This is a genomic window from Glycomyces sp. YM15 (genome assembly GCF_016918015.1).
Lineage (GTDB): Bacteria > Actinomycetota > Actinomycetes > Mycobacteriales > Micromonosporaceae > Glycomyces.
Map to the genome: position 1 here is coordinate 12,241 of NZ_JAERMK010000013.1, position 24,774 is coordinate 37,014.

Consider the following 24,774-nt stretch of genomic DNA (forward strand, 5'->3'; position numbering starts at 1 on the left):
GAGGAGCGGGTGCTCCTCCCCGGCTTCGAAACCGTTCCGAAGTCCTAGAACTTCAGGCCGTTCTCACGGGCGGCGTCGGCCAGGGCCGCGACGCGACCGTGGTACTTGACACCACCGCGGTCGAACACGACCGCTTCGATGCCGGCTTCCTTGGCGCGCTCGGCGACCAGCTTGCCGACTTCCTTGGCCTTGGCGGTCTTGTCGCCCTCGAACGCGCGCAGACCGGGTTCCACCGTCGACGCGGCGGCCAGCGTGTGGCCGGTGACGTCGTCGATGACCTGGGCCACGATGTGCTTCGAGGAACGGAAGACCGCGAGGCGCGGCTGGGCGGCCGTACCGGTGATCTTCTTGCGGCCACGGAAGTGGCGCCGGTTCTTGCCGATCCGGCGACGCTCGGAGACCGAGCCGGACGGGCGGCGGTTTTCGAGTTTGCTCGCCATTACTTGCCTGCCTTCCCGGCCTTGCGGCGGATGCGCTCGTCGACGTACTTGACGCCCTTGCCCTTGTAGGGCTCCGGCGGACGCAGTCGGCGGATGTTCGACGCGACCTGACCGACGAGCTGCTTGTCGATGCCCTCGACGTGCAGCAGGGTCGGCTTCTCGACCTTGAACGAGATGCCTTCCGGAGCGTCGACCTGGATGGTGTGGGAGAAGCCGAGGCTCATCTCCACGCCCTTGCCCTTGGCGACGGCCCGGTAACCGGTGCCGTTGATCTCGAGGGACTTCTTGTAGCCCTCCGAGACGCCGACGACCATGTTGTTGACGAGGCTGCGAGCCAGGCCGTGCAGGGCACGGGACTTGCGCTCGTCGTTGGGGCGGGTGACCGCGAAGGTCCCGTCCTCGTTCTTCTCGATGCCGATCGGCTCGGGCAGCTCAGTGCTGAGCTGGCCCTTGGGGCCCTTCACGGTCACCGTCGCGCCATCGATCTTGAGCTCGACGCCGGAGGGCACCGGAATCGGCTGCTTCCCAATGCGGGACATGCTTATACCCTCCTGCTACCAGACGTAGGCGATGACTTCGCCGCCAACGCCGCGCTTGCGAGCCTGACGGTCCGTCAGCAGGCCCTGGGACGTGGACACGATGGCCACACCCAGGCCGCCGAGGACGCGCGGCAGCTCAGTGGACTTGGCGTAGACCCGCAGGCCCGGCTTGGAGACGCGGCGCAGGCCCGCAAGGGACCGTTCGCGGCGCTCGCCGAACTTGAGGTCGATGACCAGGTTCTTGCCGACTTTGCCCTCTTCAGGGTCCACGACGCGCCACTCGGCGATGTAGCCCTCCTGCTTGAGGACCTCCGCGATGGAGGCCTTCATCTTGGAGTGCGGCATCGTGAGCTGGTCGTGGTACGCCTGGTTGGCGTTCCGCAGACGGGTCAGCATGTCTGCGATCGGGTCGGTCATTGTCATTAGCGTTGTTTACCTTTCTCACCCCGGTTCCCCGCCTTATGGAAACTGGCGGGGCCTGTGGCGATCGGAGCTAGTGGCCTTGGGGTCGCCCAAGAGGCCTGTTGTCCGGGCCTGCCGGGCTGCCAAGAAGCCTTGGAGTCCCCCGGGAGACCTGGTTGTCCAGGTCTCCTGGATTACCAAGAGGCCTTGTGGACGCCCGGGAGTTCACCCGCGTGGGCCATGTCGCGCACGCAGACGCGGCACAGGCCGAACTTGCGGTAGACGGCCTTCGGCCGGCCGCACTTCTGGCAGCGGGTGTAGGCGCGCACGGCGAACTTCGGCTTCCGCTTGGCCTTCGCGATGAGGGCTTTCTTAGCCATTGTCGTTCTCCTTGAACGGGAAGCCGAGCAGCTTCAGGAACGCCCGGCCTTCGTCGTCGGTCTTCGCGGTGGTCACCAGCGTGATGTCCATGCCGCGAACCCGGTCGATCTTGTCCTGGTCGATCTCGGGGAACACGCTCTGCTCGGTCAGACCGAAGGTGTAGTTCCCGTTGCCGTCGAACTGCTGGTCCGAGAGTCCGCGGAAGTCGCGGATGCGCGGCAGCGCGATCGCCAGGAGGCGGTCGAGGAACTCCCACATGCGGTCGCCGCGGAGGGTCACCTTCGCGCCGATCGCCTGGCCCTCGCGCAGCTTGAACTGCGCGATCGACTTCTTGGCCCGACGGACGAGAGGCTTCTGACCGGTGATGGTGGTCAGGTCCTCGAGCGCCCCGTTGATGAGCTTCGAGTCGCGAGCGGCCTCGCCGACACCCATGTTGACCACGATCTTCGTCAGACCGGGGATCTGGTGGATGTTGACGTACTTGAACTGCTCCTGCAGCGCGGGCCTGATCTCGGAGCGGTAGGTCTCCTTCAGGCGCGGCTGGATCTTCTCTGCAACGTCAGTCATTACAGGTCCTTACCCGTCCGCTTCGAAACACGGACCTTGCGGCCGTCGTCGCCGAACCGGTAGCCCACGCGAGTGGGCTGGTTGTCGGCGTCCAGGACCTGCACGTTCGAGATGTGGATCGCGGCCTCTTGCACCACGATGCCACCGGTCTTCGAACCTCGCGAGGTCTGTCCGGCCTTGGTGTGCTTGGTGATGCGGTTGACGCCCTCGACGAGCACGCGCTCGCGGTCGGGGTACGCCTCCAGCACCAGTCCCTCGGCACCCTTGTCCTTGCCTGCGATGACGCGGACTCGGTCGCCCTTCTTGATCTTCATCTCTTACAGCACCTCCGGTGCGAGGGAGATGATCTTCATGAACTGCTTGTCGCGCAGTTCGCGGGCGACCGGCCCGAAGATACGGGTCCCTCGCGGTTCGCCGTCCTTGACGAGGACGGCGGCGTTCTCGTCGAACTTGATGTACGTGCCGTCGGGACGGCGCGTCTCCTTGACCGTGCGAACGATGACGGCCTTGACGACGTCACCCTTCTTCACCCCGGCACCCGGGGTGGCGTCCTTCACGGAAGCAACGATCGTGTCGCCGATACCGGCGTAGCGTCGGCCGGAGCCGCCGAGGACACGGATGCACAGGATCTCCCGCGCACCGGTGTTGTCGGCGACCTTGAGCCGCGACTCTTGCTGAATCACGTCCCGATCCCCCTACTTCGCCTTCTCGAGGATCTCGACGATGCGCCAACGCTTGGTCTTCGACAGCGGACGGGTCTCCATGATGGAGACGCGGTCGCCGATGCCGGCCTCGTTGTTCTCGTCGTGAGCCTTGTACTTCTTGTTGGACCGAATGACCTTGCCGTACAGCGGGTGCTTCTTGCGGTCTTCGACCTCGACGACAGCGGTCTTGTCCATCTTGTCGCCGACCACGAAGCCCTCAAGGACCTTGCGCCGACCGCGAGTCTGAGTTTCCTCGCTCACTTCTCAACCTCCTCCGGCGCGGCGCTGAGGCCCAACCGGCGCTCGTTCATCACGGTGTAGATCCGCGCGATCTCCTTGCGGACCAGACCGAGCTCGTGGTTGTTCTCCAGCTGGCCCGTAGCGTTACGGACCCGCAGGTTGAACAGCTCTTCCTTCTTCTCCACGAGCTTCGCCTGGAGTTCCTTGTCGTTGAGCTCGCGCAGCTCACCGGTGTCGATACCAGTAGCCATTGCTACTCACCTGCCCCTTCACGAGAGACGATGCGGCACTTCATCGGCAGCTTGTGGATCGCCCGCTGGAGCGCCTCGTGGGCGATCTCCTCGGTCGGGTACGAGAGCTCGAACATGACGCGGCCGGGCTTGACGTTGGCCACCCAGAATTCGGGCGAACCCTTACCGGAACCCTGACGGGTCTCGGCGGGCTTCTTCGTGATCGCACGGTCCGGGAAGATCGTGATCCAGACCTTGCCGCCACGCTTGATGTGGCGGGTCATGGCGATACGAGCGGACTCGATCTGGCGGTTGGTCACATAGCTGTGCTCCAGCGCCTGGATGCCGTACTCGCCGAAGGAGACCTTCGTGCCGCGAGTGGCCTTGCCCTTGCGCTTCGGAGCGTGAGGCTTCCGGTAACCGCGCGGCGGTTTCCGTGGCATGAGCATGTCGCTTAGCCCTCCTGCTTCTCAGACTCGGCGGGCGCGGCGGCAGCGGCCTCCGCAGGCTGAGCGGCGCCACGGCCACCACGGCCGCGTCCGCCACGGGCTGCGCCGGCTCCGCCGCGGCCACCACGGCCGCCGCGGTCGGGACCGGAGTCACGACGACGCTGCACCTGCTCGGCCTGCTCCTTGAGCGTGGCCTCACCCTTGTAGATCCACACCTTCACGCCGATGCGGCCGAAGGTGGTGGCGGCCTCGAACAGGCCGTAATCGATGTTCGCGCGCAGCGTGTGCAGCGGGACCTGGCCCTCGCGGTACTGCTCGGAACGGCTCATCTCGGCGCCGCCGAGGCGGCCCGAGCACTGCACCTTGATGCCCTTCACGGTCGGGTTGCGCATGGCCGACTGAATGGCCTTGCGCATCGCGCGACGGAAGTTGACACGGCTGGACAGCTGCTCCGCGACGCCCTGGGCGACGAGCTGCGCATCGATGTCGGGGTTCTTGACCTCGATGATGTTCAGCTGGACCTGCTTGCCGGTCAGCTTCTCCAGGTTGCCGCGCAGACGATCGGCCTCGGCGCCCTTGCGGCCGATGACGATGCCCGGGCGGGCGGTGTGGATGTCGACGCGGACCCGCTCGCGGGTGCGCTCGATGTCGACCTTGCTGATGCCGGCGCGCTCGAGACCCTTGGTCATGAGCTGGCGGATCTTGACGTCTTCCCCGACGTAGTCGGCGTACTCCTTGTCGGCGTACCAACGCGAGGTCCAGTCGGCGCTGATGCCGAGGCGGTACCCGTGCGGGTGGATTTTCTGACCCATTAGGCGGTCTCCTCCTTCTCAGCGTTCTCGGACTTCACGTCAGCCTCGACCGGCTTCGGAGCGGCGGCCTTGGGCCGGCGAACCGAGGGAGCGGCGGACTGCTTGGCCTGGACCGACTCGACCACCACGGTGATGTGGCTGGTGCGCTTGTTGATCCGGTAGGCACGGCCGTGGGCGCGCGGACGGTACCGGCGCATGGTCGGGCCCTCGTCGACCTTGATCTCGGACACCAGAAGCGATTCCGGGTCGAGACCGAGGTTGTTCTCGGCGTTCGCCTGAGCCGACGCGATGACCTTGTACACGATCTCGGCCGCGCTGAAAGGCGCGAACTCGAGAGTCGTCAAGGCCTCGTCCACGGGCAGACCACGCACGAGGTCGACGACGCGGCGCGCCTTGCGAGGTGCTACGCGGACGTACCGCGCCACCGCGCGCGCCTTCGGAGCCTCCTGCTCCACTGTTGCCATCGTTTTAAATCCTTCGTTCGTTTCTCATAGCCCGTGGCCTAGCGGCGACGGCTCTTCCGGTCGTCCTTCTCGTGCCCGCGGAACGTGCGGGTGGGAGCGAACTCGCCGAGCTTGTGCCCGACCATGTTCTCCGTGACGTAGACCGGAACGTGCTTGCGGCCGTCGTGGACGCCGAAGGTCAACCCGATGAAGTCGGGAGTGATCGTCGAGCGGCGCGACCAGGTCTTGATGACGTTCTTGCTCTTGGTCTCGATCGCAGCGTCCACCTTCTTCTGCAGGTGGTCGTCGACGAACGGCCCTTTCTTGAGGCTGCGAGCCATGGACTACTTCCCCCGCTTCCGGTTGACGTTGCGACGACGGACGATGAGCCGGTCGTTCGGGTGGTTGCGCTTGCGGGTGCGGCCCTCGGGCTTGCCCTGCGGGTTCACCGGGTGGCGACCACCGGACGTACGGCCCTCGCCACCACCGTGCGGGTGGTCGACCGGGTTCATGACGACACCGCGGACGGTCGGGCGCCAGCCCTTCCAGCGCATGCGGCCGGCCTTGCCCCAGTTGATGTTGCCCTGCTCGGCGTTGCCGACTTCACCGACGGTGCCGCGGCAGGTGACCTGGACCAGGCGGATCTCACCGGAGGGCATGCGCAGGTGCGCGTACTTGCCTTCACGGGCGAGCAGCTGGATCGAGGCGCCCGCGGAGCGGCCCAGAGCGGCGCCGCCGCCGGGCTTGAGCTCCACCGCGTGGATCGTGGTACCGACCGGAATGTGACGCAGCTCCAGCGAGTTGCCGGGCTTGATGTCGGCCTCCGGGCCGTTCTCGACCACGTCACCCTGCTTGATCCCCTTGGGGGCCAGGATGTAGCGCTTCTCGCCGTCCGCGTAGTGCAGGAGGGCGATGTTCGCGGTGCGGTTGGGGTCGTACTCGATGTGCGCGACCTTCGCCGGCACGCCGTCCTTGTCGTGGCGACGGAAGTCGATCACGCGGTAACGGCGCTTGTGGCCGCCGCCGCGGTGACGGGTCGAGATCTTGCCCGAGTTGTTGCGCCCGCCGGTCTTGGTGATCGGACGGAGCAGCGACTTCTCGGGGGTCGAACGGGTGATCTCGGCGAAGTCGGAGACGCTGGAGCCACGACGCCCGGGCGTCGTCGGCTTGTACTTGCGAATAGCCATTTCTTCTAGCTCCTACGAGATCTGTCCGCCGAAGATCTCACCCAGGCGACCGGGGTCGCCTTCCACGGTGACGATCGCGTGCTTGACACTCTTGCGCTGTCCCCAGCCGGTACGGGTGCGCTTGCGCTTGCCCGAGCGGTTCAGGGTGTTGACGCTCTTGACGTCCACGTCGAAGATCTGCTTGATGGCGATCTTGATGTGGCTCTTGTTGGCGCGCGGGTCGACCTCGAAGGTGTACTTGCCCTCGCCGAGGAGGGTGTAGGTCTTCTCCGAGATGACCGGCTTGATGATGATGTCGCGCGGGTCGGCGACGGTCACTTCGCTCACGCCGCGACCTCCTGCTCAGTCCGGTCAGCGATGAACGCCTCGATGGCGGCCTCGCTGAACACGATGTCCTCGTTGTTGAGCACGTCGTAGGTGTTGACCTGGCCCCAGTCGAGCAGGTGCACCTCGGGCAGGTTCCGCAGGCTCAGGGCCGCGGTCTGCTCGTCGCGCGTGAGGACCACCAGGACCTTGGAGGACTCGGTGATCGCGGCCAGAGCGGCCTGCGCGGTCTTCGTCTTGGGCGATTCGCCCTCGACGAAGGCGTCGATGACGTGCACGTTCTCGCCGCGGACCCGGTCGGTGAGGGCACCCGCGAGAGCGGCGGCCTTCATCTTCTTGGGGGTCCGCTCGGCGAACGACCGCGGCTGGGGGCCGTGGACGACGCCGCCGCCGTTGAACTGCGGCGCGCGGATCGAGCCCTGGCGGGCGCGGCCGGTGCCCTTCTGGCGGTACGGCTTCTTGCCGCCGCCGCGGACTTCGCCACGGGTCTTGGTCTTGGCCGAACCCGTGCGGGCGGCGGCCAGCTGCGCCGTGACGACCTGGTGCATGAGCGGGATGTTCGGCTCGACGTCGAAGATCGACGCCGGGAGCTCGATGGTCTTCCCGGTCTCAGCGCCAGAGGCGTTCTTGACGTTGATTTCGAGGCTCATGGTTATGCCACCTGCTTGACTGCCGTGCGGACGAGCACCAGGCCGTTCTTCGGCCCGGGGACGGCGCCCACGATGAGCAGCAGACCGCGCTCGGCGTCGACCGCCTGGATGCGCAGGTTCTGCGTGGTGTGTCGGGAGTGACCCATCCGGCCGGCCATGCGCATGCCCTTGAAGACGCGGCCCGGGGTGGCGCAGCCACCGATCGAACCGGGGGCGCGGTGGACCTTGTGCGCACCGTGGCTGGCGGGGAGACCGCCGAAGCCGTGGCGCTTCATGACGCCGGCGAAGCCCTTGCCCTTGGTGGTGCCGGTGACGTCCACGAGCTGACCGGATTCGAAGATGGTGGCTTCGACGGTCTGGCCGAGGTCGTAGTCGGCGGCGTCCGAGGTGCGCAGTTCGACGAGGTGGCGACGCGGAGCGACACCGGCCTTCTCGAAGTGGCCCTGGAGCGGCTTGGTCACGTTCTTGAGTTTGATGTCGCCGAAGCCCAGCTGGACGGCTGCGTAGCCGTCGACGTCGGGCTTGCGAACCTGGGTGACCACGTTCGGGCCGGCCTGCACCACAGTGACCGGAACGGCGCGGCCGTTCTCGTCCCAAACCTGGGTCATGCCGAGCTTGGTGCCCAGGATTCCCTTGATCTGCCTGTCCATTGGTCCCCTACAGCTTGATCTCGATGTCGACGCCGGCCGGGAGGTCAAGGCGCATCAACGAGTCGACCGTCTTCGGGGTCGGGTCGAGAATGTCGATGAGGCGCTTGTGCGTGCGCATCTCGAAGTGCTCGCGCGAGTCCTTGTACTTGTGCGGCGACCGGATCACGCAGAAGCGGTTGATCTCAGTCGGCAGCGGCACCGGCCCGGAGATGGCAGCACCGGTTCGGGTGACCGTCTCCACGATCTTGCGGGCCGAGGAGTCCACGACCTCGTGGTCGTAGGCTTTCAGCCTGATGCGGATCTTCTGTCCCGCCATGATTCCTAACCTAACGTAAATTGGCTGTTCAGACCGCTCCACGCGGTCGGGCGTGTCGCGAGTTTGAGACTTGCTCGGGGCACAGTGGTCCCCCTTGCCGGTCTCTTTGGCTCGCCCGCCTGCCCGTCATGAAACGGTCCCTCTCAGCACGGTTAAGTGCCTACTCGGGCCCGCGGGCCGGGCGTGAGCACCGGAGTCCTTCGCAGTGCACAGCACTGGGGACGCCGGAGCGTACGCAACCTGAATATTATGCCTGCTCCCCCATTCGCCCAGCAAGCTGGGGTCGGGCAACAGTGGGACAGGTTACGCGTGTGCGGTTGGTCAGCGCCTCGAGCGCCGGATCGGAGGAGGCCCTCGGTCACGGTGCGCTCTATATGAGACGCAAGTAAACCGGGGTGACCCAACGGATGTGGGTCACCCCGGTGTGCGGTCTTACTTGAGGACCTTGGTGACGCGGCCGGAGCCGACCGTGCGGCCACCCTCGCGGATCGCGAAGAGCAGGCCCTCGTCCATGGCGATGGGCTGGATGAGCTCCACCTTCATGTCGGTGTTGTCACCCGGCATGACCATCTCGGTGCCCTCGGGGAGGGTCACGACGCCGGTCACGTCGGTGGTCCGGAAGTAGAACTGCGGACGGTAGTTGTTGAAGAACGGCGTGTGACGGCCGCCTTCGTCCTTCGAAAGGATGTAGACCGCGGCCTCGAAGTCGGTGTGCGGCGTGGTGGTCTTCGGCTTGACGACGACCATGCCGCGCTCGACCTCTTCGCGCTTGGTGCCGCGGAGCAGGAGGCCCACGTTCTCACCGGCGCGCGCGTCGTCGAGGGTCTTGCGGAACATCTCGATGGCGGTGACCTTGGTCTGGATCGCGCCCTCGCGGATGCCGACGATCTCGACTTCCTCGTTGGGGAGGAGCACACCGCGCTCCACACGACCGGTCACGACGGTGCCGCGGCCGGTGATGGTGAAGACGTCCTCGATCGGCATGAGGAACGGCAGGTCGGTCGCGCGCTCCGGCTCCGGGACCGAGTCGTCGACGGCCTGCATGAGCTCGGCCACGGCGTCGACCCACTTCTGCTCGCCCTCGAGGGCGCCCAGCGCGGAGACCTGCACGACAGGAGCGTCGTCGCCCGGGAAGCCCTGGTCGGACAGCAGCTCACGGACCTCCATCTCGACGAGCTCGAGGATTTCCTCGTCGTCGACCATGTCGGACTTGTTGAGCGCCACGACGACGTAAGGAACGCCGACCTGGCGGGCGAGCAGGACGTGCTCGCGGGTCTGCGGCATGGGGCCGTCAGCGGCGGACACGACCAGGATCGCGCCGTCCATCTGGGCGGCACCGGTGATCATGTTCTTGATGTAGTCGGCGTGGCCGGGGCAGTCGACGTGCGCGTAGTGACGCGACTCGGTCTGGTACTCGACGTGCGAGATCGAGATCGTGATACCGCGCTGGCGCTCCTCGGGAGCGTTGTCGATCTCGTCGAACGGCGTGTACGGGTTCAGGTCCGGGTACTTGTCGTGCAGGACCTTGGTGATCGCCGCGGTGAGCGTGGTCTTGCCGTGGTCGACGTGACCCAGCGTGCCGATGTTGACGTGCGGCTTGGTCCGCTCGAACTTTGCCTTTGCCACTTCGTCCTCCTGTGGACTGGTTAAATCTGGTTTGACTTATCTGACCTATTGCGTCGCTTTGGAACTCAGCGCCTCTGCTGGCAACAGGTGGTCAGCGCCGGGCGCCCAGGCTTGGGCGCCCGAAACGCTTACTCGCCTGTCGCCTTGGCGATGATCTCCTTGGCGACGTTCGCCGGGACTTCGGCGTAGGTGTCGAACTGCATCGAGTAGTTCGCACGCCCGGCCGTCTTCGACCGCAGGTCGCCGACGTAACCGAACATCTCCGACAGCGGAACGACGGCTTTGACCGTACGGTCGTTGCCGCGCTCGCCCATCTCCTGGACCATGCCGCGACGGGAGTTGATGTCGCCGATGACGTCGCCCATGTTGTCCTCGGGGCAGATGACCTCCACGGACATCATCGGCTCGAGGATCACGGGGCGCGCCCGCTTGGCGGCTTCCTTGAGCGCCATGCGACCGGCGATCTTGAACGCCATTTCCGAGGAGTCGACCTCGTGGTACTGACCGTCGATCAGTTCCATCTTGACGCCGACCAGCGGGTAGCCCGCCAGGACGCCGTCCTCGAGCGCGGACTCCGCGCCGGCCTTGACCGACGGGATGTACTCGCGCGGGATGCGGCCACCGGTGATCTTGTCGTCGAAGGCGAAGATCTCGTCCTCGTTCGACTTCATCTCCAGCGGTTCGAGGTTGACGAGCACGCGCGCGAACTGACCGGAACCACCGGTCTGCTTCTTGTGCAGGTACTCGACCTTCTCGATCCGCTGGGTGACCGTCTCGCGGTAGGCCACCTGCGGCTTGCCGATGTTGGCCTCGACGTTGAACTCCCGCTTCATGCGGTCGACCAGGATGTCGAGGTGCAGCTCGCCCATGCCCGAGATGATCGTCTGGCCGGAGTCCTCGTCGGTCTTGACCCGGAAGGTCGGGTCCTCTTCGGCGAGGCGCTGGATGGCGGTGGCCAGCTTGTCCTGGTCGGCCTTCGACTTGGGCTCGATGGCCACGTCGATGACCGGCTCGGGGAAGATCATCGACTCCAGGATCACCTGGTTGCTCGAGTCGCTGAGCGTGTCACCGGTGGTGGTGGCCTTGAGGCCCTGCACCGCGATGATGTCGCCGGCCTGCGCCTCCGAGCGCTCTTCGCGCTTGTTGGCGTGCATCTGGTAGATCTTGCCGACGCGCTCCTTGCGGCCCTTGGTCGAGTTGATGACCTGGGTGCCGGTGGTGACCGTGCCCGAGTAGATCCGGACGTAGGTCAGGCGGCCGAGGTGCTTGTCGGTCTGGATCTTGAAGGCCAGACCGGCGAAGGGCTCCTCGACGTCCGCGTGACGCTCGGCGGGGGTCTCGTTGTCGGTGAGGGTCCCCTGGATCGCCGGGATGTCGAGCGGGCTCGGCAGGTAGTCCACGACCGCGTCGAGCAGGGGCTGAACGCCCTTGTTCTTGAACGCGGTGCCGCAGAGCACCGGGTTGATCTGGTTGGCGATCGTGGCCTTGCGGATCGCGGCCTTGATCTCGGCGGTCGTGATCTCCTCGCCGGAGAGGAACTTCTCCGCGAACTCGTCCTCGACGTCCGAGAGGGTCTCCAGGAGCTTCTCGCGGTACTCCTCGGCCTGGTCGGCCAGGTCCGCGGGGATCTCCTCGACCGTGTACTCCTCGCCCAGACCGGTCTCGCCGCGCCACACCTTGGCGTGCATCTCGACCAGGTCGACGACGCCGATGAAGTCGGCCTCGTTCCCGATCGGGAGCTGGATCACCGCGGTGTTGGAGTTGAGGCGGTCCTGCATCATCTCGACGCAGCGGAAGAAGTTCGCACCGGTGCGGTCCAGCTTGTTGACGAAGCACATACGCGGAACGTCGTACTTGTTCGCCTGGCGCCAGACGTTCTCGGTCTGCGGCTCGACGCCCGCGACACCGTCGTAGACGGCGATGGCGGAGTCGAGGACGCGGAGCGAGCGCTCCACCTCGACGGTGAAGTCGACGTGGCCGGGCGTGTCGATGATCTGGATGATGTGGTCGTCCCACTCGCACTTGGTAGCGGCGGAGGTGATGGTGATACCACGCTCCTGCTCCTGCTCCATCCAGTCCATGGTCGCGGCGCCGTCGTGGACCTCACCGATCTTGTGCGACACGCCCGTGTAGTACAGGATGCGCTCGGTGGTGGTCGTCTTGCCGGCGTCGATGTGGGCCATGATGCCGATGTTGCGGAGCTTGGCGAGCGCCGCGTTAGCTTTGTTAGCCACGATCTCTCAGTCTCTCTGCGACTACCAGCGGTAGTGCGCGAATGCCTTGTTGGAATCGGCCATCTTGTGCGTGTCCTCGCGCTTCTTGACCGCTGCGCCGAGGCCGTTCGAAGCGTCCAGGATCTCGTTCGTGAGACGCTCGACCATGCTCTTCTCGCGGCGGTCGCGGGCGTAGCCGACGAGCCAGCGCAGGCCCAGGGTCGTGGCGCGCTGCGGGCGCACGTCGACCGGGACCTGGTAGGTGGCGCCACCGACGCGGCGGGAGCGGACCTCGAGGGTCGGCTTCACGTTGTCGAGCGCGCGCTTGAGGATGACCACGGGGTCCGAGTCCGCCTTCTTGCGGCAGTTCTCGAGGGCTTCGTAGACGATGCGCTCGGCGAGGCGGCGCTTGCCGTCCTTGAGGACCTTGTTGATGAGCTGGGTGACGAGCACCGAGTTGTAGACCGGGTCGGCGGTAAGCGGCCGGCGCGGCGCGGGACCTTTACGCGGCATGGCTTACTTCTCCTTCTTCGCGCCGTAGCGGCTGCGGGCCTGCTTGCGGTCGCGGACACCCTGGGTGTCGAGCGCGCCGCGGATGATCTTGTAGCGGACACCGGGGAGGTCGCGGACACGACCGCCGCGGACCAGCACGATGGAGTGCTCCTGGAGGTTGTGGCCGACACCCGGAATGTAGGCGGTGACCTCGGTGCCGTTCATGAGGCGCACACGGGCGACCTTGCGCATGGCCGAGTTCGGCTTCTTGGGCGTGGTGGTGTACACACGCGTGCACACGCCGCGAGCCTGCGGGCTGCCCTTCAGCGCGGGCGTCTTGGTTTTGCTGGTCTTGACCTTGCGGCCGTTGCGGACCAGCTGCTGGATGGTTGGCACTGAGGCGAACCCCTCTCAACAGTCGACGGTTGCGTATTCCTGACAATGCGACGTCACCTGTTCACCCGCGCGCTCGAACCTTGGCCGTATAACGGCCCAGCTCAACGGCGTGGGTTCCCGTCCCCCGCGTTCGGGCGTGTCGCGTCTCTCCGGACCCTAACCGGCAACAGCGGCAGACCAAGGTCGACCATCGTGCAGGTTCAGACGCGTTCGCGAACGAATCCGATAGGACCGGCGAGAAAGCCGAGTTCACGAAGCCCCCAGTGCGAAGGATGCGTGCCGGTGACGCCAGCCGACGGGATCAGATCCCGCCATCTTGCAGGCACGCAACCTGGCCTGGCTCTCACGGGGACCGAGCTGCCGGAGTCGACAGGGCCACCATGCCGCTCAAAGCGGTGTCCAGGCGCAAGGGAGAAGCCTACCTAGCCTAACGAACAAGGTCAAAGCCGTTTTCGACCCGCAAGGCATCCGTGTTCAGTGTCACGGAGCTTGGGGCGAGTTCCAGTGCTCGGTTCGGCGAACCTCGCCGCGCTCTGGGGTTGACCTGTTCGTTCGGTGCGGTAGACACACCGTGGCCTATATTAGCTCGCGATGCGGGACGGATCCGCGCGGGATGCCCCTTGGGAGGCGCTGTTCACCAGCAGTTCCCCGAGTCGTCAGAGCGAAACCGCGACGCCGCCGCCGTAGCTCGCATCGCCGGCCGCGCGGGCGAGCGCGATCACCCAGACGAGCAGGGCCGCCACGATCACCGCGGCGGCGATCCCGATGGCGGTCCAGGAGAGCCGCCGGATCACCGGCAGCCGCGAGGCGCCGAGCAGGAACCCTTCGGAGGCACGGATATCGGCCTCGGCCTGGCGCGCGAGCAACAAGGCGATGAGTGCCGGAATCGCACCGCCCACAAAGGGCGACAAGGCGACCCCGACGCTCGCGAGCAGCCGCGCCGCCACGACTTTGGTGGACTCCACCGGCTCCGGATCATCCGGATGCCGGACCCCGAGAACCCGCTGCACCTCAACCACCCGCCCATCCTATTGCGGTTGACCCGCCTCGACCGGCGGGGGAACATCACCGCACGGCGAACCGCCCATGCGAAGCGGAACTCGGCGAGCACTGCCGAGCCGCGGTGGAGGAGTGGTGCGCCTCCGAGGACGCTGCTCTCTGGGATTCGATCAGCGGCGACGGCATCGAAGACGAGCCCGAATGGGCCGCCCGGCTTCCCGCACCGGACGACGAAAGCGGCGGCGCTTCGCGCCGCCGCTGAGAAGATGTCATGGGTGCCAATCCGCCGCCAGACGACATGGGGCTCGCCTGCGACTTCTCCGCCTCCATACGACCAGGTCGCGCGCCCGTCAGGAGCCCAGGTCAGTTCGAATACACCAGGAGCCGCTTGCTTGCCTTCGCAAGACGCCGGTGGGGGGGGGGGGGGGGGGGGGCCCCGCCCCCCCCCCCCACCGGTTTCTTCATGCCGTCGGGAATCGGCAGGTTGTTGCTTCTAGAAGGAACCCAGGTCGTAGGAGTCCTCGAGGCTGACCGCCGGGCCGCCGCCGTAGGCGAAGGCCGAAGCGGTCGTGTCCTCGTAGCCGCCGAGGGAGTAGACCGCGGCCTTGGCTTCCTCGGTGGGCTCGACCGACACGTTGCGGTACTTGGCGATGCCGGTACCGGCCGGGATCAGCTTGCCCAGGATCACGTTCTCCTTCAGGCCGACCAGCGAGTCGGACTTGCCGGAGATCGCGGCCTCGGTGAGCACGCGGGTGGTCTCCTGGAACGAGGCCGCGGACAGCCACGACTCCGTCGCCAGCGAGGCCTTGGTGATGCCCATGAGCTGCGGGCGGCCGGAGGCCGGCTCGCCGCCGTCGGCCAGCACCTTGCGGTTCTGCTCCTCGAACTCCAGGCGATCGACCAGGGAGCCCGGCAGGAACTCCAGGGTGCCCGAGTCGATGATCGTGACGCGCTTGAGCATCTGGCGCACGATGATCTCGATGTGCTTGTCGTGGATCATCACGCCCTGCGAGCGGTACACGTCCTGGACCTGCTCCACCAGGTGGCGCTGGACCTTCCGCGGACCGAGCACGCGCAGCAGCTCGTGCGGGTCGATGGTGCCCTCGACGAGCTTCTCGCCGACCTCGACGTGCTCGCCGTCGCCGAAGCGCAGGCGCAGACGGCGCGGCACCTTCTCGACCACGATCTCCTCGGAACCGTCGTCCGGGGTGATGATGATCTTCCGGCTCTTCTCGGCGTCCTCGATGCGCACGGTGCCGCTCGCCTCCGCGATCGGCGCCTTGCCCTTCGGGACACGCGCTTCGAAGACCTCCTGCACACGGGGCAGACCCTGCGTGATGTCCTGCGAGGTCGCCGCGCCACCGGTGTGGAAGGTACGCATCGTCAGCTGCGTGCCCGGCTCACCGATCGACTGGGCCGCGATGATGCCCACGGCCTCGCCCAGGTCCACCTTCTCGCCCGTCGGCATCGACCGGCCGTAGCAGGCCGCGCAGACGCCCTGGCGGGACTCGCAGGTGAGCACCGAGCGGATCTTCACGTCCTTGACGCCCGCCGCGACCAGGGCGGCGATGTGGTCCGAGTTCAGCGGCGTGTTCCGCTCGAGGACGACCTTGCCGTCGACTTCGACGTCGTCCGCGAGGTTGCGCGCGTCGATCGAGGAGTCGACCAGGTCGGACTCGACGAGGCGCCCGTCGATCTCGACCGAGACCTGGAACTCCAGGCCGCGGTCGGTGCCGCAGTCGTCCTCGCGGATGATGACGTCCTGCGAGACGTCCACCAGACGACGGGTCAGGTAACCCGAGTCGGCGGTACGCAGCGCGGTGTCGGCCAGGCCCTTGCGGGAACCGTGGGTGGAGATGAAGTACTCCAGCACCGTCAGGCCCTCGCGCAGCGAGGACTTGATCGGACGCGGGATGATCTCGCCCTTCGGGTTCGCCACCAGGCCGCGCATGCCCGCGATCTGGCGCAGCTGCAGCATGTTGCCTCGCGCGCCCGAGTTGATCATCTGCCACAGCGGGTTCTCCGGCTGCAGCGTCTGGTTCAGGTCCTCCAGCACCTCGGCCGTGGCCTTGGTCCAGATCTCCGTCAGCTCGCCGCGGCGCTCCTCGGCGGTCATGAGACCGCGCACGTACTGCTTGTCGATCTTGGCGGAGTCCGCTTCGTACTTCTCGAGGATCTCGGCCTTGTGCGCCGGCTCCACGACGTCCTCGATGCCGATGGTCACACCGGACCAGCCGGCCCACTTGAAGCCCGCGGACTTCAAAGCGTCCAGGCAGGCGCCCAGCTGCACCTTCGAGTAGTGCTCGGACAGGTCGTGGATGATCTCCGAGAGCTGGCCCTTGCGGACCTCGTAGTTCACGTACTCGAAGTCCGGCGGCAGGCACTCGTTGAAGAACACGCGGCCCAGCGTCGTCTCGACCAGCAGCGGCTCGCCCGGGGTCCAGCCCTCGGGGGCCGTCCACGGCTCCGCACCGGGACCGTTGTTGATGGTCTCGATGCCGTCCAGGCGGATCCGGATGGGCGCCTGGAGGTCCAGTTCGCCGCGGTCCTTCGCCATCTGCGCTTCGCCCTCGTCGGCGAACGCCCGGCCCTCGCCGACGCGGCCTTCGGAACGGTGCGTCAGGTAGTACAGGCCGATGATCTGGTCCTGCGTGGGCAGGGCCACCGGCTTGCCGTCGGAGGGCTTGAGGATGTTGTTCGACGCCAGCATCAGGATGCGGGCCTCGGCCTGGGCCTCGGCGCTCAGCGGGACGTGCACGGCCATCTGGTCGCCGTCGAAGTCGGCGTTGAAGGCGGTGCAGACCAGCGGGTGCAGCTGGATGGCCTTGCCCTCGACCAGCTGCGGCTCGAACGCCTGGATGCCGAGGCGGTGCAGCGTGGGCGCGCGGTTGAGCAGGACCGGGTGCTCGGAGATGACCTCTTCGAGCACGTCCCACACGACCGGACGCGCGCGCTCGACCATGCGCTTGGCCGACTTGATGTTCTGCGCGTGATTCAGGTCCACCAGGCGCTTCATCACGAACGGCTTGAACAGCTCCAGCGCCATCTGCTTCGGCAGACCGCACTGGTGCAGCTTCAGGCGCGGGCCGACCACGATGACCGAACGGCCCGAGTAGTCGACGCGCTTGCCGAGCAGGTTCTGGCGGAACCGGCCCTGCTTGCCCTTGAGCATGTCGGACAGCGACTTGAGCGGACGGTTGCCGGGGCCCGTCACCGGGCGGCCGCGGCGGCCGTTGTCGAACAGCGCGTCCACCGACTCCTGCAGCATCCGCTTCTCGTTCGCCACGATGATCTCGGGCGCACCGAGGTCCATCAGGCGCTTCAGGCGGTTGTTGCGGTTGATGACGCGGCGGTACAGGTCGTTCAGGTCCGAGGTCGCGAAGCGGCCGCCGTCGAGCTGCACCATCGGGCGCAGCTCCGGCGGGATCACCGGCACGCAGTCGAGGACCATGCCCAGCGGCGAGTTGCCGGTGGCCTGGAACGCGGCCACGACCTTCAGGCGCTTGAGCGCACGGAGCTTCTTCTGGCCCTTGCCGGTCGCGATCGTCTCGCGCAGGCTGACCGCCTCGGCGTCCAGGTCCAGGTTCTCCAGCAGGTTCTTGATGGACTCCGCGCCCATGCCGCCGGTGAAGTACTCGCCGAAGCGCTGCTGCAGCTCCCGGTAGAGCATCTCGTCACCGATGAGCTGACGCACCTCGAGCTTGCGGAACGTGTCCATGACCTCGTCGAGACGGTCGATCTCACGCTGCGCCTTGTCGCGGATCTGGCGCATCTCGCGCTCGCCGCCGTCCTTGACCTTGCGGCGGACGTCGGCGCGGGCGCCTTCGGCCTCCAGCTCGGCCAGGTCGCCCTCGAGCTTCGAGGCGCGCTCCTCGATCGCGGCGTCGCGCTGCTGCTCCAGGTGGCGCTTCTCGGCGACGATCTCGTTCTCCAGGGTCGGGACGTCCCGCTGGCGGGCCTCGTCGTCGACCGCGGTGATCACGTACGCCGCGAAGTAGATGACCTTCTCCAGGTCCTTCGGCGCCAGGTCCAGCAGGTAGCCCAAGCGCGAGGGAACACCCTTGAAGTACCAGATGTGGGTCACGGGAGCGGCGAGCTCGATGTGGCCCATGCGCTCACGGCGGACCTTCGAACGGGTCACCTCGACGCCGCAGCGCTCACAGATGATGCCCTTGAAGCGGATCCGCTTGTACTTGCCGCAGTAGCACTCCCAGTCCCGGGTCGGACCGAAGATCTTCTCGCAGAAAAGACCGTCCTTCTCAGGCTTCAGAGTGCGGTAGTTGATGGTCTCGGGCTTCTTCACCTCGCCGTGCGACCACTGCCGAATGTCCTCGGCGGTGGCGAGGCCGATCTTCAACTTGTCGAAGAAGTTGACGTCGAGCACTGAACTCTTCCCCTTGATGGTTCTTAAGGATTGGATGAGACGTTGGCGGGAGCGGGCGGCTCTTGCAGATCGGTGCCACCCGCTCTCACTCGACGTCAGGCGCTCTCGAAGTCCACGCTCGAGGGCTCTTCGTGGGACAGGTCGATCCCCAGCTCCTCGGCCGCGCGGAAGACCTCGTCGTCGCTCTCCGTCATCTGGATGGCCTGCCCGTCGGCGGACAGCACCTCCACGTTGAGGCAGAGCGACTGGAGCTCCTTGAGCAGCACCTTGAACGATTCCGGAATGCCCGGCTCGGGCACATTCTCGCCCTTGACGATGGCCTCGTAGACCTTCACGCGGCCCACCACGTCGTCGGACTTGATCGTCAGCAGCTCCTGCAGCGCGTAGGCGGCGCCGTAGGCCTGCATGGCCCAGCACTCCATCTCACCGAAGCGCTGGCCGCCGAACTGGGCCTTACCGCCGAGCGGCTGCTGGGTGATCATCGAGTACGGACCGGTCGAGCGCGCGTGGATCTTGTCGTCGACCATGTGGTTCAGCTTCAAGATGTACATGTAGCCGACCGAGATCGGGTCCGGGAACGGCTCGCCGGAGCGGCCGTCGAACAGCTGCGCCTTGCCCGTCGGGGCGACCATGCGCTGGCCGTCGCGGTTGGGGAGCGTGCTCGCCAGGACGCCCGTGACCTCCTCGGGGTGCGCACCGTCGAACACGGGCGTGCCCACCTTGGAGTTCGCCGGGGCCTCGTCGGCGCCGATGGCCTTGAGGGCCTGCTGCCAGGCCTCGTCGAAGCCCTCCAGCTTCCAGCCGGTCTTGGCAGCCCACCCGAGGTGGACCTCCAGTACCTGGCCGATGTTCATACGGCCCGGCACACCCAGCGGGTTGAGCAGGATGTCGACCGGCGTGCCGTCCGGCAGGAACGGCATGTCCTCCTGCGGCACCACCTTGGAGATGACGCCCTTGTTGCCGTGGCGGCCGGCGAGCTTGTCGCCGACGCCGATCTTGCGCTTCTGGGCGATGTAGACCCGGACCATCTCGTTGACGCCCGGGGACAGCTCGTCGCCGTCCTCGCGCGAGAAGGTGCGGACGCCGATGACCGTGCCGGCCTCGCCGTGCGGGACCTTCAGCGACGTGTCGCGGACCTCGCGGGCCTTCTCACCGAAGATCGCGCGCAGCAGCCGCTCCTCCGGGGTCAGCTCGGTCTCGCCCTTGGGCGTGACCTTGCCGACGAGGATGTCGCCGTCCTCGACCTCGGCACCGATGCGGATGATGCCGCGGTCGTCGAGGTCGGAGAGCATCTCCTCGCCGACGTTCGGGATGTCGCGGGTGATCTCCTCCGGACCCAGCTTGGTGTCGCGGGCGTCGACCTCGTGCTCGTCGATGTGGATCGAGGTGAGCACGTCCTCTTCGACCAGGCGCGAGGAGAGCACGATGGCGTCCTCGAAGTTCTGGCCCTCCCAGGTGGTGAACGCGACGAGCAGGTTCTTGCCCAGCGCCATCTCGCCCTTGTCCGTGGACGGACCGTCGGCGATCGGCTGGCCGGCCTCGACACGCTGGCCCTCGGTGACGAGGGGCACCTGGTTGATGCACGAGCCCGCGTTCGAACGGCGGAACTTGTGCAGCAGATAGGTGCGGCGCATGCCGTTGTCCTGCGCGATGGTGATGTAGTCGGCGCTGGAGTCCTCGACGAGGCCGTCGGCCTCGGCGACGACCACGTCGCCGGCGTCGACCGCGGCGCGGTACTCCATGCCGGTGCCCACCAGCGGCGAGTCCGTCTTGATGAGCGGCACGGCCTGGCGCTGCATGTTCGCGCCCATGAGGGCGCGGTTCGCGTCGTCGTGCTCGAGGAACGGCACCAGCGCGGTGGCGACCGAGGTCATCTGGCGCGGCGAGACGTCCATGAAGTCGATCTCGTCGGCGGTCAGGAGCTCGGCCTCGCCGCCGCGGCCGCGGGCGAGGACCTGCGCGTCGATGAACGAGCCGTCCTCGTTCAGCAGCTGGTTCGCCTGGGCGATGGTGAAGCGGTCCTCTTCATCGGCCGTCAGGTACTGGATGTCGTCGGTGACCTTGCCGTCGACGACCTTCCGGTACGGCGTCTCGATGAAGCCGAACGGGTTGACGCGCGCGAAGGTCGACATCGCGCCGATGAGGCCGATGTTCGGGCCTTCGGGCGTCTCGATCGGGCACATGCGGCCGTAGTGCGACGGGTGCACGTCGCGCACGTCCATGGCGGCGCGGTCTCGCGAGAGACCGCCCGGGCCGAGCGCCGAGAGGCGGCGGCGGTGGGTCAGACCCGTGATCGGGTTGACCTGGTCCATGAACTGCGACAGCTGCGAGGTGCCGAAGAACTCCTTGATCGCGGCCACCACGGGGCGGATGTTGATCAGGGTCTGCGGCGTGATCGCCTCGACGTCCTGGGTCGTCATGCGCTCGCGCACGACGCGCTCCATGCGGGAGAGGCCCACCCGGATCTGGTTCTGGATGAGCTCGCCGACGGTGCGCAGGCGGCGGTTGCCGAAGTGGTCGATGTCGTCGGGGCCGTAACCCGGCTCGGCCGAGTGCAGGCGCAGCATGAACTCGATCGTCGCGGCCAGGTCGTCCTCGGTGAGCACGCCCGTGGAGATCGGCGAGTCGAGGCCGAACTTCTTGTTGACCTTGTAGCGGCCGACCTTCGCGAGGTCGTAGCGCTTCTTGTTGAAGAACAGGTTCTCCAGCAGCGACTGCGCGTTGTCCTTCGTCGGCGGCTCGCCCGGACGGAGCTTGCGGTAGATGTCGAGCAGCGCCTCGTCCTGCGAGTTGATGGTGTCCTTTTCCAAGGTCGTCATCATGAGCTCGGACCAGCCGAAGCGCTCGCGGATGCGGTCGTTGTCCCAGCCGATCGCCTTCAGCAGCACGGTGACGGCCTGGCGGCGCTTGCGGTCCACGCGCACGCCGACGGTCTCGCGCTTGTCGATGTCGAACTCGAGCCAGGCGCCGCGGCCGGGAATGACCTTGGCGCTGGTGAGGTCGCGGTCGGAGGTCTTGTCGGGCTGCTTGTCGAAGTACACGCCGGGCGAACGGACGAGCTGCGAGACGACCACGCGCTCGGTGCCGTTGATGATGAAGGTGCCCTTGGGGGTCATCATGGGGAAGTCGCCCATGAAGACCGTCTGGCTCTTGATCTCGCCGGTGGTGTGGTTGATGAACTCCGCCGTGACGAACAGCGGGGCGCAGTAGGTGAGGTCCTTCTCGCGGCACTCCTCGATGGGGGCCTTGACCTCGTCGAAGCGAGGGTTGGAGAAGGACAGGCTCATGGTGCCCGAGAAGTCCTCGATCGGGCTGATCTCCTCGAGGATCTCGTCGAGGCCGCTCACCGCTTCCTCGCCCACGCGGGCGCGGTAGGCCTCGTTGCCGACGAGCCAGTCGAACGAGTCGGTCTGGAGCGCCAGAAGGTTCGGGACTTCGAGTTTCTCTTCGATCCTGCCGAACGAGATACGGCGAGGTGCGTGCTTGCTCTTGCTGGAGCTGGTCTTGCCAGTGCGGGAAGCTGCCAAGATTCGTCCTTCCGAGGACCTGATTGTTACGACGGCCGGCGCATGCCGCAGTCACCGCACCGATGCGGGATAGACGGGGACAGCCGGAGACGGGCATCAAATCGAGCCGGAGCAGCCGTAAGTCGGCGTCCATCGTCGGTCGATTGCCTGGAATCCCCACCGTCCACCGACCCTCACCGCGTCAAGAAGGCGTGAAGGAGGCAGCGCAAATTAATAGCTTAATGTACGCTCCGGCAAGTGTCAACTTCCCCACCGGGTAGTGGGGTAAGGGGTGACGACAATCTCTCCCGCTGCCGAAGTTCCTTCCGTACATCGCTCCGAGTACCGGTTCGCACGCTCCCCGGGACCGTCCTGCCTTTCGAGCCGCCCCGCGGCGGCCCCGCTGCGCTTCGTCCGCGGTGCCGGGACGGCCCGGTGGGGGCGGACGTTGCGCGCGCCACGCAGTGGCGCTTGAGGAACTAGTTTGCAGGATCAAGTCACAGTTCGTCAAGTCAGGCGTCTAATTCGCCCGGATGCGCCCGTTCGGCCCCAGCGCCTGAACCGGCGCTCGCGGCGGGCGCGGCGGGCGCTCGGCGAGCGGGTGAAGCCCAGCACAGCGAGGGCGCGGACGGCTGCCGGGGGCCGGGCGCGAGGGCGATGGACGGCCGTTGCAAAGGGACGCACAAGCTCTCGAGCCCGGGCGTGTCGCGCGACAGCGGCGCGCGGTCGGGTGGCGGCGGATTCGACGTGCCGGGGGGCGAACCGCTGCGGAGCGGTCGCCGCGGCCCGGTTCGGTGCGGGCGCGGGACGCCTCTGCGTCGCCTGCCGCCGGTGTCGGAGCGCTCGCGCGTTCCGGCGCCCGGCCGCAATGCGGCGTCCCGGCCGCACACCTCGGCGGAGGGCCCGCGAACAGGCCGACCGCCTCGCCTTGTTCAACGAGCGGGCGCCGCGAAGGTGACGCGGTCTCGGCTGCGGGCTCGTGCCCAGCCTTCGATGGCGCCTTGGGCGTGCTCGATGGCCGCGCGCAGGTCGTCCCTGGAGGCGTACGGCTCCTCGTCCATGGAGAGGAACCGATCGAGCTGGACCTGATGGTGGGCGGCCTCGCGGCAGCCGGTGCTCTCGGCGCAGTCGCGGCGCCCGACGGCCATGCCGATCCCGTAGGCCTCCCGGCGCCTCGATGCCGTCCGGCGCTCGGGCACGCTGCCGGGCTCGACCACGAGGCCGTCCTCCACTGCGATGATCGGCGGCGACCGCCGCCGCCGTGGAGGGGAAGAGGACCGGGAGTCGCCCGAGGGTTTTCGGTGCCGCGTATCGGCATTGCGTCGCGCGGCGAGGATACGAGGGCGGCCCGGGTCGCGCCCCATCTGCGCAACCCGGGCCTTTTCTTCCCCGATGGAGAGGTGGCTTGTTATTCGATGAGCTCCTGCGCCTTGGAGATGGCGTTCCTCATCTCTTCCTGCCAGGCGTACACGTCTTCCTCGATGGCGGTGTAGGCCTTGATGTGCGCTTCGTCGTAGGCCTTCTCGGAGGCGTCGGCGTAGCCGACCTCCTCGCCGCACTCGGAGAAGTCGACGGCCGTCTGGATCTCGAAGGCCTTCCACTCCTCATACGAGTCGCCGGCGGTCTCGGGGATCGGCGGGAGCTCCGTGTCGGAGTCGCCGCCCATCATCATCTCCCGCTCGTCCTCGCTGGCGTTCTGGTAGTAGAGGGAACCGAAGAACTCCCAGATGGGCATGCTGTTGTACTCGGTGAACTCCCAGCCCTCGTATCCGCGGCCGGCGATGCAGTCGATGAACTCCAGCTGCAGGTCCGACATCGCGGCGGCGTAGTCGGCCTCGATGTCCTCCCACATGCTCTCCTCGGTGTCCCCGTAAGCCGGGTTGCGCGGGCGGTACTCCCAGTACGTGTAGGTCTCGGACCCGCCGTCTTCGCTCTCCCAGCTCTCCTCGACCATCTTGGGCTCGCCGTAGAGCGCCTCGATCATCTCGAGCTGGCAGCCGCCCGGTTTGGGCTCCTCCCAGCTCTCCTCTTCCTCGACGATGATCTCGCCCTCGTCTTCGGCGGCATCTTCATCGAGCTCGGCGAGCTCCTCCTCGGTGAGCTCCTCATCGGAGAATTCCTCCTCGGCCTCCATGGAGCCGACGTAGTCCTCGCGTGAGCCCCAGCTGTACTCGGCGTACGCCTCGCCCTGATAGGCGACGTACCAGTCGTACTGCTCCTCAGGGGTGAGCGCGTCCCAGTCGGAGGAGTCGGGCTCCTCCCAGTCGCCCTCCTCCTCTTCCCACTTCTCCTCTTGAGCGGTGTAGTAGTCCTCGCTCGCGGGGTCCTCGTAGCCTTCTTCGGAGTTCGCCCACTGGCCGAATCCCCATTCCTTCGCCTCTTCGGCGGGAAGGAGGAATTCCTCGTGGGCGTAGCCGTAGGTGAGGGAGTCCTGTTCCGGCTCTTCGTACGTCTGCATGGCCCACGGTTCGTGGACCGTGTGGCCCTGCTCCTCCAGGCAGTTCTGGACGATGCGGAACTCGGCCGCCATGAGCTCGCTCTCGACGCGGCGGCTCTCGTTGAGCATCTCGATGAGGCGTTGCTCATCGGACTTCGCCTCCTCGCCGCCGCCGATGCCGAGCATTCCGCAGCCGGCGGTCAACGCGAGCACTGTCGCCCCGCCGAGCCCGGCCGCCCATCTCCTTGCGGACATCGTCCATCTCCTTGAGTACGTGGGTGTGTCTACACGCAAGACGTGGCGATGATCCGGTTTCGTTGCGCCCGGGCGGAACTCTTTCTCAGATTTCTTGCGGGACATAGAAGACCGGGTCCGCGCCGCCTTACG

At 66.8% G+C, this 24,774-nt stretch carries 28 protein-coding genes; 1 reads left to right on the plus strand and 27 read right to left on the minus strand.

Going from position 1 to position 24,774, the window contains the following annotated elements; all coding sequences use genetic code 11:
* Positions 1–44: 44 nt before the first annotated feature.
* The 23 genes from rplR to JHY01_RS15300 form a co-directional block, all read right to left on the minus strand.
* Entirely contained in the window at positions 45–440 is a 396-nt protein-coding gene (gene rplR, locus JHY01_RS15190) for a 50S ribosomal protein L18 (RefSeq protein WP_205326510.1), read from the minus strand.
* A complete protein-coding gene (rplF, locus tag JHY01_RS15195; protein ID WP_205326511.1) occupies positions 440–979 on the minus strand; it encodes a 50S ribosomal protein L6 in 540 nt (179 codons plus the stop codon). The genes rplR and rplF overlap by 1 nt, the downstream gene beginning before the upstream one ends.
* A gap of 15 nt (positions 980–994) precedes the next feature.
* Positions 995–1,402, minus strand: coding sequence for a 30S ribosomal protein S8 (gene rpsH, locus JHY01_RS15200; RefSeq protein ID WP_205326512.1), 408 nt, complete (start codon positions 1,400–1,402; stop codon positions 995–997).
* A gap of 173 nt (positions 1,403–1,575) precedes the next feature.
* Complete coding sequence (locus JHY01_RS15205; protein WP_030155111.1) at positions 1,576–1,761, minus strand: type Z 30S ribosomal protein S14; 186 nt, start codon at positions 1,759–1,761, stop codon at positions 1,576–1,578.
* A complete protein-coding gene (rplE, locus tag JHY01_RS15210) occupies positions 1,754–2,329 on the minus strand; it encodes a 50S ribosomal protein L5 (protein ID WP_205326513.1) in 576 nt (191 codons plus the stop codon). Before rplE ends, JHY01_RS15205 begins: the two co-directional genes overlap by 8 nt.
* Entirely contained in the window at positions 2,329–2,643 is a 315-nt protein-coding gene (gene rplX, locus JHY01_RS15215; RefSeq protein ID WP_205326514.1) for a 50S ribosomal protein L24, read from the minus strand. Before rplX ends, rplE begins: the two co-directional genes overlap by 1 nt.
* Positions 2,644–2,646: 3 nt before the next feature.
* The gene (rplN, locus tag JHY01_RS15220) at positions 2,647–3,012 is read right to left on the minus strand and encodes a 50S ribosomal protein L14 (RefSeq protein WP_091039823.1); all 366 of its coding nucleotides are present in this window, start codon (positions 3,010–3,012) and stop codon (positions 2,647–2,649) included.
* 12 nt (positions 3,013–3,024) lie between these two features.
* On the minus strand, positions 3,025–3,294 hold the full coding sequence (gene rpsQ, locus JHY01_RS15225; RefSeq protein ID WP_205326515.1) for a 30S ribosomal protein S17: 270 nt from the start codon (positions 3,292–3,294) through the stop codon (positions 3,025–3,027).
* Positions 3,291–3,524: a 50S ribosomal protein L29 gene (gene rpmC, locus JHY01_RS15230; RefSeq protein ID WP_205326516.1), complete on the minus strand. Its 234-nt coding sequence runs from the start codon at positions 3,522–3,524 to the stop codon at positions 3,291–3,293. Before rpmC ends, rpsQ begins: the two co-directional genes overlap by 4 nt.
* Before the next feature lie 2 nt (positions 3,525–3,526).
* Positions 3,527–3,952: a 50S ribosomal protein L16 gene (gene rplP / locus JHY01_RS15235; protein WP_136528409.1), complete on the minus strand. Its 426-nt coding sequence runs from the start codon at positions 3,950–3,952 to the stop codon at positions 3,527–3,529.
* 5 nt (positions 3,953–3,957) lie between these two features.
* On the minus strand, positions 3,958–4,764 hold the full coding sequence (gene rpsC, locus JHY01_RS15240; RefSeq protein ID WP_205326517.1) for a 30S ribosomal protein S3: 807 nt from the start codon (positions 4,762–4,764) through the stop codon (positions 3,958–3,960).
* Complete coding sequence (gene rplV / locus JHY01_RS15245) at positions 4,764–5,228, minus strand: 50S ribosomal protein L22 (RefSeq protein ID WP_205326518.1); 465 nt, start codon at positions 5,226–5,228, stop codon at positions 4,764–4,766. Before rplV ends, rpsC begins: the two co-directional genes overlap by 1 nt.
* 38 nt (positions 5,229–5,266) lie before the next feature.
* Positions 5,267–5,548: a 30S ribosomal protein S19 gene (gene rpsS / locus JHY01_RS15250; RefSeq protein WP_205326519.1), complete on the minus strand. Its 282-nt coding sequence runs from the start codon at positions 5,546–5,548 to the stop codon at positions 5,267–5,269.
* A 3-nt stretch (positions 5,549–5,551) separates the two neighbouring features.
* Complete coding sequence (gene rplB / locus JHY01_RS15255) at positions 5,552–6,394, minus strand: 50S ribosomal protein L2 (protein WP_205326520.1); 843 nt, start codon at positions 6,392–6,394, stop codon at positions 5,552–5,554.
* 12 nt (positions 6,395–6,406) lie between these two features.
* Entirely contained in the window at positions 6,407–6,721 is a 315-nt protein-coding gene (gene rplW / locus JHY01_RS15260) for a 50S ribosomal protein L23 (protein ID WP_205326521.1), read from the minus strand.
* Positions 6,718–7,368, minus strand: coding sequence for a 50S ribosomal protein L4 (rplD, locus tag JHY01_RS15265; RefSeq protein WP_205326522.1), 651 nt, complete (start codon positions 7,366–7,368; stop codon positions 6,718–6,720). The genes rplW and rplD overlap by 4 nt, the downstream gene beginning before the upstream one ends.
* Positions 7,369–7,370: 2 nt before the next feature.
* Positions 7,371–8,018, minus strand: a complete 648-nt coding sequence (gene rplC, locus JHY01_RS15270; RefSeq protein WP_205326523.1) for a 50S ribosomal protein L3 — start codon at positions 8,016–8,018, stop codon at positions 7,371–7,373.
* Between the two features lie 7 nt (positions 8,019–8,025).
* Positions 8,026–8,334 (minus strand): 30S ribosomal protein S10, encoded by a 309-nt coding sequence (gene rpsJ / locus JHY01_RS15275; RefSeq protein WP_026922761.1) that lies wholly within the window; start codon positions 8,332–8,334, stop codon positions 8,026–8,028.
* 432 nt (positions 8,335–8,766) lie between these two features.
* Positions 8,767–9,960 (minus strand): elongation factor Tu, encoded by a 1,194-nt coding sequence (tuf, locus tag JHY01_RS15280; protein ID WP_205326524.1) that lies wholly within the window; start codon positions 9,958–9,960, stop codon positions 8,767–8,769.
* A 128-nt stretch (positions 9,961–10,088) separates the two neighbouring features.
* A complete protein-coding gene (gene fusA / locus JHY01_RS15285) occupies positions 10,089–12,194 on the minus strand; it encodes an elongation factor G (protein WP_307814461.1) in 2,106 nt (701 codons plus the stop codon).
* Between the two features lie 21 nt (positions 12,195–12,215).
* Positions 12,216–12,686 (minus strand): 30S ribosomal protein S7, encoded by a 471-nt coding sequence (gene rpsG, locus JHY01_RS15290; RefSeq protein ID WP_205326525.1) that lies wholly within the window; start codon positions 12,684–12,686, stop codon positions 12,216–12,218.
* 3 nt (positions 12,687–12,689) lie between these two features.
* On the minus strand, positions 12,690–13,061 hold the full coding sequence (gene rpsL / locus JHY01_RS15295; protein WP_136528419.1) for a 30S ribosomal protein S12: 372 nt from the start codon (positions 13,059–13,061) through the stop codon (positions 12,690–12,692).
* Between the two features lie 656 nt (positions 13,062–13,717).
* Positions 13,718–14,080, minus strand: coding sequence for a hypothetical protein (locus JHY01_RS15300; protein ID WP_205326526.1), 363 nt, complete (start codon positions 14,078–14,080; stop codon positions 13,718–13,720).
* Positions 14,081–14,184: 104 nt separating this feature from the next.
* Between JHY01_RS15300 and JHY01_RS15305 the strand changes: the two genes are divergently transcribed.
* Positions 14,185–14,322 carry a hypothetical protein gene (locus tag JHY01_RS15305; RefSeq protein ID WP_205326527.1) on the plus strand — a complete coding sequence of 46 codons (138 nt, stop codon included), beginning with the start codon at positions 14,185–14,187 and terminating at the stop codon, positions 14,320–14,322.
* Positions 14,323–14,553: 231 nt separating this feature from the next.
* On the opposite strand, the gene JHY01_RS15310 is transcribed toward JHY01_RS15305, so the two are convergent.
* The 4 genes from JHY01_RS15310 to JHY01_RS15325 form a co-directional block, all read right to left on the minus strand.
* Positions 14,554–18,444: a DNA-directed RNA polymerase subunit beta' gene (locus tag JHY01_RS15310; protein ID WP_205326528.1), complete on the minus strand. Its 3,891-nt coding sequence runs from the start codon at positions 18,442–18,444 to the stop codon at positions 14,554–14,556.
* A 95-nt stretch (positions 18,445–18,539) separates the two neighbouring features.
* On the minus strand, positions 18,540–21,971 hold the full coding sequence (locus JHY01_RS15315; protein ID WP_205326529.1) for a DNA-directed RNA polymerase subunit beta: 3,432 nt from the start codon (positions 21,969–21,971) through the stop codon (positions 18,540–18,542).
* A 911-nt stretch (positions 21,972–22,882) separates the two neighbouring features.
* The gene (locus JHY01_RS15320) at positions 22,883–23,182 is read right to left on the minus strand and encodes a hypothetical protein (protein WP_205326530.1); all 300 of its coding nucleotides are present in this window, start codon (positions 23,180–23,182) and stop codon (positions 22,883–22,885) included.
* A gap of 176 nt (positions 23,183–23,358) precedes the next feature.
* The gene (locus JHY01_RS15325; protein ID WP_205326531.1) at positions 23,359–24,642 is read right to left on the minus strand and encodes a hypothetical protein; all 1,284 of its coding nucleotides are present in this window, start codon (positions 24,640–24,642) and stop codon (positions 23,359–23,361) included.
* Positions 24,643–24,774: the final 132 nt, after the last annotated feature.